Raw genomic sequence first — 16432 nt, forward strand, 5'->3', positions numbered from 1 at the left:
CAGCCCTGCCTCGACTTCTCAACGCAAAACCCGGTCCACTCGGGCTCCTGGCTAAAACCCTCCTCCTGTCTTAATCATGGGCGGGCCTACGCAACTCCCGCTCCCTTCGACGGGCGCCGCCGCGATCCCCGCGGCGGCCTACGTCCGCATGTCCACCGAGCATCAGCAGTACTCCACCGAGAACCAGCTCGACCGTATCAAAGAATACGCCGCCCGCCGGGGCATGGAGATCGTCCGCGTGTTCGAGGACGCGGGTAAAAGCGGCCTCAACGTGCGCGGGCGCGAGAGCCTGCGCCGGATGATCGACGAGGTCGAAAAGGGCATGGCAGACTTCAAATGCATTCTCGCCTACGACGTCAGCCGGTGGGGCCGGTTTCAAGATGCCGACGAGAGCGGCTATTACGAATACATCTGCAAGCGCGCCGGCATCACCGTCCACTACTGCGCCGAGCAGTTCGAGAACGACGGCTCCCCCACTTCGAACATCATCAAAAGCGTCAAACGCTCGATGGCCGGCGAATACAGCCGCGAGCTTTCGACCAAGGTTTTCCAGGGGGCCTGCCGGTTGATTCAGCTCGGTTATAAGCAGGGCGGCACGGCGGGCTATGGGCTGCGCCGAATGCTGGTCGATCAGGCAGGGCAGCCCAAGGGAGTCTTGGCCGTGGGTGAACATAAAAGCCTGCAAACCGACCGCGTCGTTCTGGCGTTGGGGCCGGATGAAGAGGTCGCGGTGGTGCGCGGGGTGTATCGTGCCTTTTTGGACGAAAGCGTGGCGGAGCAGGAAATCGCCGACCGGCTCAATGGTCGCGGACTGAAAACCGACCTTGGACGACCGTGGACGCGGGGCACCGTGCATCAACTCCTCACCAACGAAAAATACCTAGGCAACAACGTCTATCACCGGACTTCGTTTAAGCTGAAACGGAAACATGTGCAAAACCCGCCGGACATGTGGATCCGCGTTCAGGGGGCGTTTCCGGCCATCGTGTCGGCCGAGGATTTCACCCGGGTGCAGGAGGTGATTATCGCCCGGGCGAAGCGCTTCAGCGACGATGAGATGTTGGACAAACTCAGGGATGTGCTGCGCCAACACGGGCACATTTCAGGGGTGATCATCGACGAGCGGGAGGACTTGCCGTCGAGTGCGGCTTTTAGAAACCGCTTTGGCAGCTTGGTGAGGGCCTATCAACTGATTGGTTACGTGCCGGAAACGGATTTTAGCTTTATCGAGGTCAATCGATTCCTGCGGCAAAAACATCCGGAAGTGGTGCAAGAGGTGATCACGGAATTGGCGAAGATCGGGGTGCGGGTTCAGCGTGACCCGGAGACGGAATTATTGGTGCTGGATCAGGAGCTGGTCGTGTCGCTGGTGTTGTCCCGGTGCCTGCGCACGGAGGCGGGGTCGACGCGCTGGCTGGTGCGCTTCGAGGCAAGTAACCGGCCGGATATCACGGTTGTGGCCCGGATGGATGAAACGAATCAGGCAATTAAAGATTACTACCTGTTCCCAGCGCTCGATCAGCTGGCGTTGCGGCTACGGTTGGCCGAGTGCAACGACGCCCTGCTCGATGCCTACCGGTTCGATGACTTGGCTTTCTTTTACGAGATGACGGAGCGGATATCAATTGAGGAGGTAGCATGAAGCCCGGCGACGAAAAGGAAGTCGTGATGGTGCCGGTGAAGGCGGTGCGGGTGGGTAATCCGCGTGTCCGGGACCCACGCAAGTTTGAGCTGATTGTGCAGAACATCGGTGCGGTGGGCCTCAAGAGGCCGATCACCGTGACAGAGGGGCCGACGGATGAGGCGGGGCAACCGACCTATGAGCTGGTGTGTGGTCAGGGACGGCTGGAGGCGTTCATCGCGCTGGGGCAGACGGAAATCCCCGCCTTGATAAGGACGATGACGAAAACGGACAGCTTGGTTGCGAGTCTGGTGGAGAATATCGCCCGGCGGCGCATCCGCGCAGTGGACCAAATTCGCATGATTCAGTGGATGCAGGGTCAGGGTAATTCGGTCGCGGACATCGCGCGCAAGACCGGCCTCGCCGAGGGATATCTGAGTGGCATCATCAAACTCCTGGAAAGTGGCGAGGAGCGGGTGCTGGATGCGGTGCTACAGGGGCGCCTGCCGATCACCATTGCGGTGCCGATCGCCGGTGCCGATGACGAGGAGAGCCAACGCGTTTTGCTTGAAGCCTATGAACGCAAGGAGATGAACCAGAAAACCTTGCTCACTTTTAAGCGGTTAATGGATCAACGGAAGAGTTTTGGCCGTAGTTTTACACGAGACTCACGACAGAGAGTCCGCACTCGCACCAGTGCCGACGGACTGATTCTTGCCTATAAAAAAGAAACCCAGCGGCAACGCTTGCTGGTACGAAAGGCGCAGATCGTCGAGACGCGCCTGCTCTCGCTGACGGCGGCGTTCAAGGCGCTGCTGGCGGACGAGAATTTCTCAACTCTGTTGCGCGCGGAGGCGCTCCAGACGCTGCCTAAATTTATGGTGGAGCGGGTTCGTCAATCATGAAGAGTACCGCAAAGAAAATCCTGATCGGGTTTGAAAAGCAGGCCATTGAACTGCCGTTAAGTGCGATCCTGCCGATTCGGCAAGTGAAGCCGATGGACGCCGGTTTTGGGAAATACCGCACGCTGCTCGCGTCCATTAAGGCGATTGGACTGGTTGAGCCGTTGGTGGTGTTCCCGAACCGTGCCGCGCGAGGGACTTATTTGCTGCTCGATGGGCATATGCGGCTGAAGGCGCTGCAAGAAATTGGCAAGGAAAGCGGGCTCTGCCTCGTGTCGACGACTGACGATGCATTCACCTATAACGACAAGATAAGCCGCATCGCGATCATCCAAGAGCATCGGATGATCTTGCATGCGCTCAAAGAGGGCGTGACGGAGGCGGAAATCGCCAAGGCGCTGGACATTGATGAGAGGACGGTGGGTCTGCGCAAACGGCTGCTGGTGGGCATCCACCCCGAGGTGGTGCAGATATTAAAGGACAAACCGATCACGCAGAACGCACTCACGCTGTTTAAAAAAGTGAAGCCGCTGAGGCAAATCGAGATGGCCCAGCTGATGGCCAGCGGGAACAACTACACGTATGCCTATGTGCAGGCGCTGCTGGTGGGGACGAGTCGTGACCAAATGACGCAGCCGAACGTGCCGAAAAAAGTACGAGGCCTAGCGGCGGAAGATTTGGCACGGATGGAGCGGGAAATGGAATCGCTGGGACGCGATTACCGACTTTTCGAGGATCGTTATGGGGAAAACACGCTGCACCTCGGGGCGGCCCAGCGCTATGTGCGCAGGCTTTTGGAAAACGCCAAGGTGAAGCGCTTTTTAAATCAGCGACACCCGGAGATTTTGGAGGAGCTCCAAGAACTCGCGGCCCTCGACGCGTTATAACACTTTCACCCGAACCACTGCGACCTGAACCGAGTTTAGCGGGCTGGCACCCGAACGCCGCAACGACCAAAGCCGCGAGGCGAATAGGGGCATGAGGCTGCAAGGCCTGGTGAAACATTGTTCTTTTGTGGTCGGGTGATTACCTCTTCTGAAACGAAAAGGCGCCGGCCGAGCGCTACGGCACGCAGGCGCGTACTCAACCCGGCTGGCCGGATTCGACGTCGTAGAGCATGCGCCAGATGCGGCGCTCCACCACTTGCAGAGGCGTGGAGCCGTCAAAGGCGGGATTGGGGTGCGTCAACCAGCGGCCGACCTGCGCCGGTTCGATCACCCGGGCAGACCCGAGACTGAACTGCCGATGAATCCATGTAACGACGCGACCCCATTTCTCGGGAGCGCCTTAATGTGTGTGAAATAAACGGTGTTCGCGCTTGTAGTGCGGTTTAAGTAAACCTAAATCCCTGCGCCGTGAACGCTCTTGGTGATAGCATCCGTCTCCTAATGGCCCGCCGGCAATTGACCGGCGTGCAATTGGCTGTGGACATTGGCCTGAGCGAAACCTCGTTGAGTCGTATCGTTACCGGTCACGCCAAACCCAAGCAGGTCACTCTCACTCGCTTGATGAAGCGGCTTTGCACCTCGACACACGAGGAGCAGATGATCCTGCGTGCGTTCACCGGTCCCCTGGCTGAGGTATTGGGCGAAGAAGCTTTAAGTGCTGATGCTCGTAACCCAGGCGAGGAGCGCGAACGCGTCGAGCGGTGGCTGGAAGCTCGCACCCAGGCGATCACCTTCAAAAACGCAGTCGGCCGCGAACTCGACAAAGTCGGCGTTACCTATCGGCGCGACGCCTGCGAGGGGATCGCTTCGGTGGACTTCCTCATTGAGGCAAAGGGCAAGCGCGTCGGCATTGAGTGTAAATTTAATGTCGGCCGGGATTTCGAGAAAACCGTCGGCATCGCCCGACGACTGCGGGAACTCTTGCGGTGTGATTTAGTGATCATCGCGGTGCCGTTTGAGGGAGAATTTGCGGCCGTTGCCGATGTCGAAGCTCCGGCGATTCGCGTGTTCACGGCGGCGGAAGCGGCTCGGCTCGTGCTGGAGGTCATTTCATGAGAACGAAAGGCCCCACTCGCACGCTGATTGCCCAGTGCGTCGTGAATTACGACGTAGACACGTGGCCATGTGCAGTATCCCGATTATCCACAAACGCTTTGCCTAATTTTTTACGCCTGTGATACAAAAAGCCTCATCAGAAGAACAGCTGTTCCTCGAAGAACTCGACAAGAAGCTCTGGAATGCCGCCGACCGCCTTCGCTCGAATCTCGACGCTGCCGTTTATAAGCATGCGGTTTTGGGGCTGATCTTCCTCAAATACGTCTCCGACGCGTTCGATATGCGACGCGGTGAGCTGCGCGCCGCGTTCGCCGATCCTCAATGCGATTACTATCTCGACCGCGCCGATTATAATTCTGAGGCCGAATACGAGGCCGCGATCAATGCCGAGTTGGAGGATCGGGACTACTTTACGGAGAAGAACGTCTTTTGGGTGCCCGCTCTCGCACGATGGAAAACGATTCAGGACCATGCCGCCCTACCAGCCGGCACGGAGATAACGGTTAGCAACGGCAAGGAGGCGAAATACACGATCCGCTCCGTGGCCCGCCTGATTGATGATGCGCTCGAAGAGGTGGAGAAGGAGAATCCCCGACTGAAGGGCATCATCGAGAAAAACCGGTACAGCCAACTTCAGATCGAGCCGAGCAAGTTGGTGGGCCTCATCAGCGAGGTCATATCGTCCATCCCGTTCAATCACGCCAGTCTCAACGCAAAGGACATTCTTGGCCACGTTTACGAATATTTCCTCGGTCAGTTCGCCTTGGCTGAGGGCAAAAAAGGCGGGCAATACTACACTCCGAAGAGCATCGTCTCGGTGATCGTTGAGATGCTGGAGCCATATCAGGGCAAGGTTTATGACCCGGCGATGGGCTCAGGCGGCTTCTTCGTGCAGAGCGAGGCGTTCATCGAAAAGTATGGCGGCAAGATCGGCCAGATTTCCGTTTACGGACAGGAGTCCAACCCCACCACCTGGCGCCTTGCCGCGATGAACATGGCAATCCGCGGCATCGACTTTAACTTCGGTAAGCAGCCCGCCGACACGTTGCTCAGCGACCAGCACCCCGACCTGCGAGCCGATTTCGTGATGGCGAATCCGCCGTTTAACATCAGCGAATGGTGGGACGGGAAACTCGAAGGCGACCCGCGCTGGGTTTACGGCGTCCCGCCCAAGGGCAATGCCAACTTCGGCTGGGTCCAGCACATGCTTTATCACCTCGCACCCCACGGCTCGATGGCCCTACTGCTCGCCAACGGCTCCATGTCCTCCAACACCAAGGGCGAGGGCGAAATCCGAAAAGCGCTCGTCGAGGCCGATCTAGTGGAGTGCATGCTATCACTCCCCGGCCAGCTTTTCACCAACACGCAAATCCCTGCCTGTGTTTGGTTTCTCACCAAGAGCAAAAAGGCACGCGGGCAGAATCGCGACCGCACTGGCGAAATCCTTTTTATCGACGCCCGACAGCTCGGTTTCATGAAGGATCGAGTACTGCGCGACTTTGCCGCCGCAGATCTCGAAAAGATCATCGGCATCTTCCGTGCATGGAAACGAGGCAAAGGCTATGCGGACGAGGCAGGGTTTTGTAAATCCACCCTCATCGCCACGGTCGCCTCACATGATTACGTGCTCACGCCGGGGCGTTACGTAGGCGCCGAGGAAGCGGAGGCGGAGACAGAGCCGTTTGAGGAAAAGATGGCGCGGCTGGTCGTTCAACTGCGCACACAGTTCAAGGAGTCCGCAAAGTATGAACAGTTGATCGAAGCGCGGCTGAAAGGACTCGGTTATGGAGATTGATACCGAGCAACACGCCGAGGAGCGGAGCTGGCTTTATCAGCCGAGTTTCCCAGAGGGCTGGACACACGCGCCGCTCTATTCGTTGGCCAACTGGGTCAACGGCTTGGCGTTTCGCGACCTTCAGTTTTCCAAATCGGGAATGCCGGTGATCAAGATTGCCGAAATCAAGGGAGGTATCACGGGGCAGACTAAATTTACAACACAGACTTTTGACGAAAAGGTGCGGGTGCGCTCCGGCGACATGCTTTTTTCGTGGTCGGGCCAGCCGGAAACGTCGATTGACGTCTTCCGCTGGGATGGACCGGAGGGCTGGCTCAATCAGCATGTGTTCCGGGTCACGGCGAAGGATGAGGTGCTGCCGGAATTTCTATTCTATCTCCTGCGTTACCTTAAACCTAGCTTCATCGGGATAGCTAAGAACAAACAGACCACCGGGCTCGGCCATGTGACCAAGCGCGACCTTGAGCGCATGATCGCGGCCTATCCATCGAAAAATGAGCAACGGGAGATCGCCGCCACGCTGGGTGCCATTGACGGGCGCATCGATTCGCTTCGACGTATTAACGCGACGTTGGAGGAGATGGCACGGGTGCTCTTCCAGAGCTGGTTTGTGGATTTTGATCCAGTGCACGCGAAGGTAGCAGGCCAAAAACTTGTGGGTCTTGATGATGCAACATCGGTTCTTTTTCCCTCAAACTTTGACAACAAGAGCGATGCCGTTGTTCCGACAGGGTGGAGAGCAACAACGCTCAAGGATGTGATTGAAATCTTTGACTCAAAAAGGATTCCACTATCAGGGAGGGAACGTGAAGCGAGGAAAGGGACTTATCCATACCACGGCGCAGCCTCAGTCATGGACCACGTCGATGACTACCTTTTCGACGGCATCTACGTGCTTATGGGTGAGGACGGCTCCGTTATCAACGTGGACGGAACAGCTGTGCTTCAATACGTCTGGGGCAAGTTTTGGGTAAACAACCATGCACATGTCCTCAGGGGGAAGAATAGTATCAGCACAGAACATCTTCTTCTGCATCTCAAAAGCTGTAACATCGCGGCTTTCGTGAACGGCGCTGTCCAGCTCAAGCTGAATCAAGGCAACTTAAATCGCATTCCGTTCATGCTCCCTTCACCGGAAATAGGTGAAGCCTTCGCAAAGAGTATAGAACCTCTGTTCGCCAAGATCCGCGCCAACACTGACCAATCTCGCACGCTCGCCACGCTTCGTGACACCCTACTGCCCAAACTCTTTAACGGCGAGTTAAGCGTCATGCAGTTTGCCGAGGAGGCCGAACCCGCATGAGCAAGATAGCCCTCAGCCCGACGCTCGAAGACGAGCAACTCCCAGCCTATTTCAACAAGGGTCCATTATGGGCAAAGGAGTTACCGAATAATCGTTTTGAGGTGTTTGCCGATGCGACGAGTGGCCGAATACCCGCAACACGCATAGAAAACTGGCGAGAATTCACCAGCCTGATCGAAGATCCGTTTTTCAATCGATCCGGTGTGCACCTCGTATATAGGGGACAGCGCCGTTATGATTGGGGGCTCACGCCGACACTCGGTCGCCTCATGGAAAATGGTATCGTCACAAAAGAACTGGCTGACGAGCAGCTCGCCAAATTTCGGCGAGCAATCCGTGGGCGTATCGAGGACCGCGCGCTTCTCGAACATGATGAGCAGAGCCAGTGCGACGAACTTTGGGCGGTGGGCCAGCATCACGGGTTGATGACCCCTCTTATTGATTGGACCTATTCACCCTACGTGGCGTTGTTTTTCGCGTTCGCGACGCCAGATGCGCCTGGAGAGAAGAAAAACCCTTACCGGGTGGTCTATCTACTTAATAAGACCTTCGTTGATAACGATGAGCTGTGCCCTGAAATCCGGGTTCTGGAGCCTCGGAAAGACGACCATGGCCGTTTGGTGAACCAAGCCGGATTGTTCACGTTTTCGCCCTACGACGCCACGCTTGAGAATAAGCTCGGGGATGTACTATCGGATACGGAATTCCCAGATGATGAACTTCGTACGGCCGAACGCCAGCGCGCCCCAGATGACACCGATGACTATGCTAGCGCTGAGCCGGAAATTTTCGCTAAATATATCTGTAAGATTTATATCAAAAACGAGGATCGCGACGGCTGCCTACGCCACCTACGACGGATGAACGTGCATCACGCCAGTCTCTTCCCCGACCTGATCGGGGCGGCGGAATACTGTAATACGCTGATCTCTGACCAAGCCGCAGACAACCGTTTCGCTAAAGCAGAACCCCCGGAAACCCTGGCCACAGCGGTGCCGACCGCTCCTGCACCCACGGTGCCAAATCCGATCGCCGTCAAGCTCGCGGATATGCTGCGCACACCCCAAGTAGAGCCGGCACGGCTGGTTACTCTAACAGAGGAGATTGCTGGACTGCTGGACAGACGTGCTGGGGAAACCGAGGAGCAACGTGCAGAACGGCTCCGCACAGTGCTCCCGGTGACATTGCGCCGCTACGCCTATCCGGCGGACCAGCGGGAGCCAACGGTGCGGAAGCTTCTTGAGCTTTCGCAGCCGCAGGCCGGGCCTGACGCTTTTTCTGTCAGTATTAGGGAGGCATCCAATGGCTGAAGGCACGTTTCCCAAGCCAGTCACGGAGATAATCGCGACCCTAGCCAATATTTTCAGGCATCAGGGCAAAACGGAGCTGGTTGAGGTTTGCGAGAGCTCCCATGCCCGTTTCGACGAGACGAATTACGATAACTGGGACGGGGGCACCTACACGTGGGCCTTGCGGTTGGAGGTGCCAGTTCCTCTGTGGGCGTCCCTCGACCCGCGCCTCGCAAGCATAGAGAAAGAGCTCGGAGCTAAGCTGACCGTTTTAGCGCGCCAATATCCCCGGAACATCCTAGGGGAGGTGACCATTTCGCCCATCGCCCCCGGCGAAACTTCATTAGGGCAACGGATGACACCGTCGGATGCCGAAGTTCAACGAATCTGGCCGGTGAGCCGATTCCGGCTATTTTTGAGCCATCTTGCCGTGCACAAGGTCGCGGTGTCTCGGTTGAAGCAGGAACTGGCGTGGCGAGGCGTAGCGGCGTTTGTCGCGCACGAGGACATCGAGCCGAGCCTGGAGTGGCGCAACGAGATCGAATTGGGACTGCGCTCCATGCACGCCTTGGCGACGCTGTTGACGCCCGCATTTCGTGAGAGCCCTTGGACCGATCAGGAAGTCGGATGGGCGCTAGGTCGCGGTCTGTTGGTGTTGCCGGTAAGACTGGGTATAGATCCATATGGTTTCGGCGGGAAGTATCAGGGTGTGAGTGGAACTCTGGAACAACCGGCGGTGCTCGCGTCCGCGATAGTGGACGCCTTGTTGCTAAATCCACAAACGCACGGGGAAATGCGCCGCTCATTGGTTAGTAGCTTTGAGGCAGCGACATCCTTCCAGATGGCTAAGGCATTGAGGGTCTCATTCGGCGGTATTTCTGATTTTACCGATGACGAGAAAGAGCGCCTGCGGCGCGCATGTATGGAGAACGACCAAGTTAAAAATGCGTTCGGGGTTGCCGAAGCAATTTTTCAAACTTTCGGGAAGCCGCTAGACAAAACAAAAGCCGTTACCAGCGAATCAGTTCCATTCTAATTTACGCCGGATATGATTACCGAAGACCAACTTGAACAACAGTGCCTACGCTGGTTTGAAGACACTGGCTGGAATGTCGCGTTTGGCCCCGACATCGCCCATGACGGCGGGACTCCCGAGCGCGAGAGCTATCGCGAGGTGGTTTTGGTCGGGAGATTGGCGCGAGCCCTAGCATCACTAAACCCGCAAATTCCTCCGCCGATTTTAGATGAGGCACTTCTACGATTATTGAAACTCGATCACCCGGTGGCGGAACAACGGAATCGCGATTTTCACCGGTTGCTATTGAATGGGTTGGCGGTGTCGTGGCGGCAGGGCGACGACGTGAAACATGATCACGCCCGCTTGGTTGATTTCACAAAACCGGACGCGAATGAATTTCTGGTCGTCAACCAGTTTGCGATTCGTGGCCCGCAGAAAACGAGGCGGCCGGACATCGTGGTGTTTGTAAACGGACTGCCACTTTCGATCATCGAGCTGAAAAATCCTACTGATGAAAACGCCGACGTGTGGAAGGCATATCATCAACTCCAGACCTACAAGGAGGAGGTGCCGGATATTTTTAACTATAACGAAGCACTGATCGTCAGCGACGGATTTACCGCGCGCGTCGGATCACTTACTGCCGACCAAGGGCGCTTTCTCCCTTGGAGAACGGTGAAAAACGAGGACGACAGACCGGTGGTAGAGTATGAAATCGAGAAGATCATACGTGGATTTTTTGACCGCGCCCTCTTCCTCGACTATCTCAAACACTTTATCCTGTTCGAGCAGGATGGGGATCGGTTGGTAAAGAAGATTGCGGGCTATCACCAGTTCCACGCTGTTCGCGAAGCTGTTCGGGTGACCGTCATCGCCGCGCAGGCTGCCGCATCTGATTCAGTCGAAGAGCCGCGCGCGTCTTATGGTACTGAGGTCGTGCCCGGCTCGCGCAAGGCAGGCGTGGTCTGGCACACCCAAGGTTCGGGCAAAAGCATCTCCATGGTCTGCTACGCCGGAAAACTCATCCAGCAGGCAGAGATGAAGAACCCGACCATCGTCGTCGTGACTGACCGCAACGATCTCGACGGCCAACTTTATGAAACCTTCTGCCAGGCTCAGGAACTCCTCAAGCAGACGCCCGAGCAAGCCGACAGTCGTGAGGAATTGCGCCTGAAACTCGCCTCTCGTCAGGCCGGCGGCATTATTTTTACAACGGTCCAAAAGTTCTCCCTCGATGAGGGAGAAAACGAAAAACACCCCGTGCTCTGTGAGCGCAGTAATGTGGTGGTGATCTCCGACGAAGCACACCGTAGCCAATACGGGCTTAAAGCCCGGCTCGTGAACGTCCGGGACAAGGACACCAAACTTATCACCGGGAAAAAATATGTTTATGGCTTCGCGAAATACATGCGCGACGCACTGCCCGAGGCCTCCTTCATTGGATTTACCGGTACGCCGATCGATAAAGGCGACCACGACACGCGTGCCGTGTTCGGCGACTACGTCAGCGTTTACGATATCCAGGACGCGGTGAAAGATGGTGCCACGGTGGAGATTTTCTACGAGAGCCGTCTGGCTAAACTCGACGTCAACCGCGCAGAGATCGAAAAGCTATGCGCCGAGGTTGAAGAAGTCGTCGAGGATGAGGAAGACATGGCCCTACGCGAAAGGACTAAGGGAATCTGGTCTACACTCGAAAAGCTCGTCGGAGCCAAGGAGCGCACCGAGGAAATTGCCGCCGATCTGATAAAGCATTTCGAAGCGCGCAACGCAGTGATCACCGGCAAGGCGATGATTGTAGGCATGAGCCGCGAAATCTGCGCCCGGCTCTACGCGGCTATCATCGAGCTGCGCCCGGAATGGCATAGCGATGACATCGAAAAAGGTGTGATCAAGGTGGTGATGACCGGCACCGCGTCGGACATCGCCGCGGTACGCCCCCATGCAACGACCAAGCGGCAGAAAAAACGCCTCGAAAAGCGATTCAAGAACCCCGCTGATCCGCTACGCCTCGTAATCGTGCGCGACATGTGGCTGACCGGTTTTGACGCCCCCTGCTGCCATACGATGTATGTCGATAAGCCAATGAAAGGGCACAATCTCATGCAGGCCATTGCCCGCGTGAACCGCGTCTTCAAGGACAAACCCGGCGGTCTTGTGGTGGACTACATTGGGATCGCCAACGATTTAAAGCTGGCTCTCAAGGTCTACGCTGAATCCAAGGGGCGCGGAGATCCTTGCCAATCGAACAAGACCGGAGAGAAAGCCCTGCCGAAACTCCTTTCCAGCCTCGACGCGTGTCGCGGGCTCTTTCACGGCTTCGACTACTCGGCTTATCGCATCGACCCCATGGTGTTACTCGTGCCGGCGGCAAACCACATCCTTGACGTCCAAAAGCTGCCCGACCGCAAAAAGCGGTTTCTTGATTTAGTTGCTGAAATCACAAGCGCTTATGCCCTTTGCGGTACGCTCGACGAAGTGGCTGAGCTGAAAACTGAAATTGCATTTTTTTCAGCGGTAAAGGCAGCCATCGTGAAATATACCACAGTCGACCGGAAGCGCACAGAGGCAGAGAAAAACACCACGCTGCGCCGCATCCTCGACAACGCTATAATCTCCGAAGGCGTAGCCGACATTTTCGCACTCGCCGGCCTGAAAAAGCCAAACATCGGTCTTCTTTCGCCGGATTTCCTTCAAGACATCCGCAACATGCCGCAGAAGAACCTTGCGGTGGAGCTGCTTGAGAAACTCCTACGTGATGAGATCAAAGCCCATACGCGGACCAACGTGGTACTGCAGAAAAAGTTCGGCGACCGCCTGATGGAGGCCCTGCGCAAGTACCACAACCGAGCGATCGAAACCGCCCAGGTGATCGAGGAGCTCCTCAAGATGGCCGGTGACTTTAAGGAAGCGCTGGGCCGCAATGACGAACTGGGGCTAGGGTCGGATGAAATCGCTTTTTACGACGCCTTGGCGGAGCGTCCGGAAGTGCTGCGTACGATGGGCGATGTGACGCTTAAGCAGCTCGCGACCGAACTCACCGAGCAACTCCGTAACAGTACGTCGGTTGATTGGCAGGTTCGAGAGAGTGTGCGAGCCAAGATGCGAATTTTGATCAAACGGCTGCTGCGAAAATATAAATACCCACCGGACGGACAGGACGAAGCGGTCGCGCGCGTCATCGAGCAAGCTGAGGCGCTGGCGGATGTGTGGAGTAAATAAACCGGAGAATTTATATGACCAAACCTTTAGTTAGTTTCGACTCATTCCGTGCCGAGTGGCTTGCAGAAATCAAGGCAGGCAATCCATCGACCACTGCGAAGGGGAATCGTTTCACGCACAAGCTGATGACCGAGTGGCTCGACCTACCTGAAAACGGTCCGGAGTTGATCTATTGTGATGGAGCTGGCGACGGCGGGATTGACCTCGCCGTCTTGTTAAAGTCCGAGGATTCCAGTGACGACACCACCAGCGGAGACACGTGGTATCTCGTGCAGGGTAAATACGGCACGGCCTTTGCCGGAGAAGACACACTGATAAAAGAAGCCCGCAAAGTATTCGAAACCTTGTCGGGGGTGCGCACGCGATTATCCTCGCTCGCTGAGGGATTGGTTGAGCGCTTGCGGACTTTTATGAAGTCGGCGTCGGAGCGGGATCGGCTCGTCCTCATTTTCGCTACCGTAGAACCTCTAACGCAGGCTGAACGGGATGCATTGGATGATGTGCAAACGCTTGGTCGCAAGCGTCTGGGCGCGTTTTTCAACGTTGAGGCGGTATCAGTTGAAACAATCTTCGAAAACTTAGGTGACACGCCGACGGAGCCAGCCATTGGGCCGATTGATCTGGTCGCAGAGTTTGCAAGTTCCGGTGAGCATCTGTGGGTTGGCACGGTGCGCTTGCGCAGCATATACTCATTTCTCCAGGGCTACCGGGCGAAGTCAGGAGAGCTTGATCGAATCTACGAAAAAAATGTGAGGCGTTATCTAGGCGGACGCCGCAAGGTAAACGTTGAGATTAGGAACACTTTGGAGAAACAACCTGAGCATTTCGGTTTGTTTAATAACGGCATCACAATCGTCGCGCAGAAGGTTGATTCGGCTGCGGATAAGTTGGGGTTGACCACGCCTTACATTGTAAACGGGTGCCAAACCACGCGTACTCTTTGGGACGTGTTAGATCGACGGCTAGATGCCGGCGGCACGGGGGAGAACCCTGAATTAAAGGCTTGGATCAAGCAGCTCGATCACGGGTGTGTGGTAGTCAAAGTCGTGCAAGTCAACGAAGCGAACGGAACCTTGCTGACTGAAATCACCCGATTTACGAACAGTCAGAACTCTGTGACAGAAAAAGACTTTTTGGCGCTGACCGGCGATTTCAAGACTTGGTCACGCGAGATGGCAGAGAAGCATTGTATATTCTTGGAGATTCAACGCGGTGGGTGGGATTCGCAGAAAGCCTATCAGAAACAACATCCTGAAACGCCCCAATTCAAGTCGGAGGCCAGCGCTTTCGGATTAATGAAAGTCTATGGAGCTGGATGGCTGGAAGAGCCTGGCACAGCTTGGGGAAAAAACCCGCCGTTCTTACCTGGTGGCACGATTTATAATGCAATCGTCAATCGAACTGATGGAAGCGAACGGGCATTTGGCGTAGAGGATTTCTATGCCGCATACTTGTTGGATACAGAGGCGGATCGGCTCAAATTTGGCCGTGGTGCGCAAACGCCAACCCGCGGATCGAGCCGGTATCTATTCTGTTTCGTCGTGATTTCACTGCTCAAGGGCGTGATGTCGGCCGAGGGCATGGCAACGACTCATGAGCATATCACGAATGCAGTCATAAAAATCCTTTCCGCGAAGGATCGAGGCGCGGCGGAAGCACTATGTGACGATGCTGCTAACCTAATCGACGAATACCTTACGCAGGGCCAGCCCGACTCCACAAACACCGTAGAGAAAGAACCTGGTTTCGGTGGTGATCTAAATCAGTTCCTGAAATCGGATAAACTAGCCAAGCCCACAGGCTCGTCCCCCAAATTGCTTACCCTCATAGCCGAATTCCGCAGAACTATGTCGCGGGCCTCGAATGGGCAACCGTCGCCTCGCTCTATAATTAAGAGCATTATAACCGCCGAATAGTCGTACGGGATTGTAAAACCATCGATGAAAACCATTTACAACCTCTACTGTGACGAGAGCTGCCACCTCGAACACGATCACCAGAAGGCGATGGTATTGGGGGTTGTTTGGTGCCCGGAGGACAAGGCGCGTGCGATTGCCGAGCGATTGCGTGAAATCAAACGTGCGCACGGATTATCGGCCACATTCGAGGCTAAGTGGACGAAGGTCTCGCCGGCGAAAGTAGATTATTACTTGGCGGTCATCGACTATTTCTTCGACGCCGACGATTTGCATTATCGGGCGTTGGTGGTGCCGGATAAGTCGAAGCTTACCCATGACAAGTTCGGGCAGGATCACGACACCTGGTACTACAAAATGTATTTCCAGCTTCTCAGTGTGCTGTTTAACCCGGATTCCCACTACCGTATATACTTAGACATCAAGGACACGGTTGGCAGTGCGAAGGTGACGAAGCTCCATGATGTGCTTTGCAAGAGTCAGTATGATTTTGACCGGCAGATTATCGAACGGGTGCAGACCGTGCGGAGCCATGAGATCGAGCAACTCCAGGTGTGTGATCTACTCTCCGGGGCCTTGGCCTACGTGCATCGCGGGCTCGCGGGGAGTGCCGCTAAACAACAGTTGATTGAGCGGATTAAGCACCGGTCTGGATTGCAGCTGACCCGCAACACGCTGCTGCGGGCGCGGAAGTTCAACCTGTTTTGCTGGGAGGCCGGGCAGCCAAGCGCATGAGCGAGCTACCCGCATTGGTGGAAGTGGACGATTTTCCCGGCGAGGATTTTGTCGCGCGTTTTAGAGCCTATCTGGACGGCATCTACGGGATTTACCTGAGCGAAGTCGCATGGGGCGGGCTTACGTTTAAAGGCCAAAAGGTGAGGTGTCGGTTTGAACCCGAAACCTTCGGCAAGCATTACGCCTTTTGGCACATGATGCAGGAAGGGCGTATAGAAGACGACCGGACGCCCGATTCCGAGCGCTGCAAGCGGGTGCGGTGGATTGCTTGGGTGATCAAGGCGGCGAAAGACGGTGACCCTCGGGTGAAGGTGTTTCCAGAACAGAAACGCCACGGGAATCAGCCGTGGGCCCTCTGGTTGGAAGAGGCGAATTATTTGGTGATTCTATGGGAACGTAACGGCTCCTATTTATTGAAAACCGCGTATCCCGTCAGCTACGCAGGTACACTCAAAGCGTTAAAGCGGGACTGGCTGCTCCATAGCCAAGGCCGCTAAAAAGACTGAAACCGCCTCCTTGAGAGAGACGGCTTCGAAAATTCCTTTCACACATGGTGAATGAACAGGGTCAACATCGGCACTTTTTCAGGAAAATCAAGTTTTTCGTGTTACTCGCAACTGGGCAATGG

13 protein-coding genes are annotated in these 16432 nt (G+C 55.9%); 12 read left to right on the forward strand and 1 reads right to left on the reverse strand.

The window, feature by feature from the left end:
- Nucleotides 1-76: 76 nt before the first annotated feature.
- Genes H2170_14665 through H2170_14675 form a run of 3 tightly spaced genes read left to right on the forward strand, consistent with a single transcriptional unit; the run spans nt 77 to nt 3410 of the window.
- A complete protein-coding gene (locus H2170_14665; GenBank protein ID MCS6301317.1) occupies nt 77-1642 on the forward strand; it encodes a recombinase family protein in 1566 nt (521 codons plus the stop codon).
- Entirely contained in the window at nt 1639-2526 is an 888-nt protein-coding gene (locus H2170_14670; GenBank protein MCS6301318.1) for a ParB N-terminal domain-containing protein, read from the forward strand. Before H2170_14665 ends, H2170_14670 begins: the two co-directional genes overlap by 4 nt.
- Entirely contained in the window at nt 2523-3410 is an 888-nt protein-coding gene (locus H2170_14675; protein ID MCS6301319.1) for a ParB N-terminal domain-containing protein, read from the forward strand. Before H2170_14670 ends, H2170_14675 begins: the two co-directional genes overlap by 4 nt.
- A gap of 196 nt (nt 3411-3606) precedes the next feature.
- Here H2170_14675 and H2170_14680 read toward each other — a convergent pair whose 3' ends face one another.
- On the reverse strand, nt 3607-3741 hold the full coding sequence (locus H2170_14680) for a DUF2384 domain-containing protein (GenBank protein ID MCS6301320.1): 135 nt from the start codon (nt 3739-3741) through the stop codon (nt 3607-3609).
- A gap of 137 nt (nt 3742-3878) precedes the next feature.
- Between H2170_14680 and H2170_14685 the strand changes: the two genes are divergently transcribed.
- The 9 genes from H2170_14685 to H2170_14725 all read left to right on the forward strand — a co-directional run bounded on the left by H2170_14685 (nt 3879) and on the right by H2170_14725 (nt 16301).
- Complete coding sequence (locus H2170_14685; GenBank protein MCS6301321.1) at nt 3879-4526, forward strand: helix-turn-helix transcriptional regulator; 648 nt, start codon at nt 3879-3881, stop codon at nt 4524-4526.
- 121 nt (nt 4527-4647) lie between these two features.
- Entirely contained in the window at nt 4648-6321 is a 1674-nt protein-coding gene (locus H2170_14690; GenBank protein MCS6301322.1) for a type I restriction-modification system subunit M, read from the forward strand.
- Nucleotides 6311-7624 (forward strand): restriction endonuclease subunit S, encoded by a 1314-nt coding sequence (locus H2170_14695; GenBank protein ID MCS6301323.1) that lies wholly within the window; start codon nt 6311-6313, stop codon nt 7622-7624. The genes H2170_14690 and H2170_14695 overlap by 11 nt, the downstream gene beginning before the upstream one ends.
- Entirely contained in the window at nt 7621-8934 is a 1314-nt protein-coding gene (locus H2170_14700; protein MCS6301324.1) for an FRG domain-containing protein, read from the forward strand. Before H2170_14695 ends, H2170_14700 begins: the two co-directional genes overlap by 4 nt.
- Nucleotides 8935-9268: 334 nt before the next feature.
- Nucleotides 9269-9949: a toll/interleukin-1 receptor domain-containing protein gene (locus H2170_14705; protein ID MCS6301325.1), complete on the forward strand. Its 681-nt coding sequence runs from the start codon at nt 9269-9271 to the stop codon at nt 9947-9949.
- A 12-nt stretch (nt 9950-9961) separates the two neighbouring features.
- On the forward strand, nt 9962-13153 hold the full coding sequence (locus H2170_14710) for a type I restriction endonuclease subunit R (protein MCS6301326.1): 3192 nt from the start codon (nt 9962-9964) through the stop codon (nt 13151-13153).
- A 14-nt stretch (nt 13154-13167) separates the two neighbouring features.
- Entirely contained in the window at nt 13168-15069 is a 1902-nt protein-coding gene (locus H2170_14715) for an AIPR family protein (protein MCS6301327.1), read from the forward strand.
- A 24-nt stretch (nt 15070-15093) separates the two neighbouring features.
- Nucleotides 15094-15804 (forward strand): DUF3800 domain-containing protein, encoded by a 711-nt coding sequence (locus H2170_14720; protein MCS6301328.1) that lies wholly within the window; start codon nt 15094-15096, stop codon nt 15802-15804.
- A complete protein-coding gene (locus H2170_14725; GenBank protein ID MCS6301329.1) occupies nt 15801-16301 on the forward strand; it encodes a hypothetical protein in 501 nt (166 codons plus the stop codon). Before H2170_14720 ends, H2170_14725 begins: the two co-directional genes overlap by 4 nt.
- Nucleotides 16302-16432: the final 131 nt, after the last annotated feature.

Source organism: Opitutus sp., from assembly GCA_024998815.1.
In the GTDB taxonomy this organism is placed as follows: Bacteria; Verrucomicrobiota; Verrucomicrobiia; order Opitutales; family Opitutaceae; genus Rariglobus.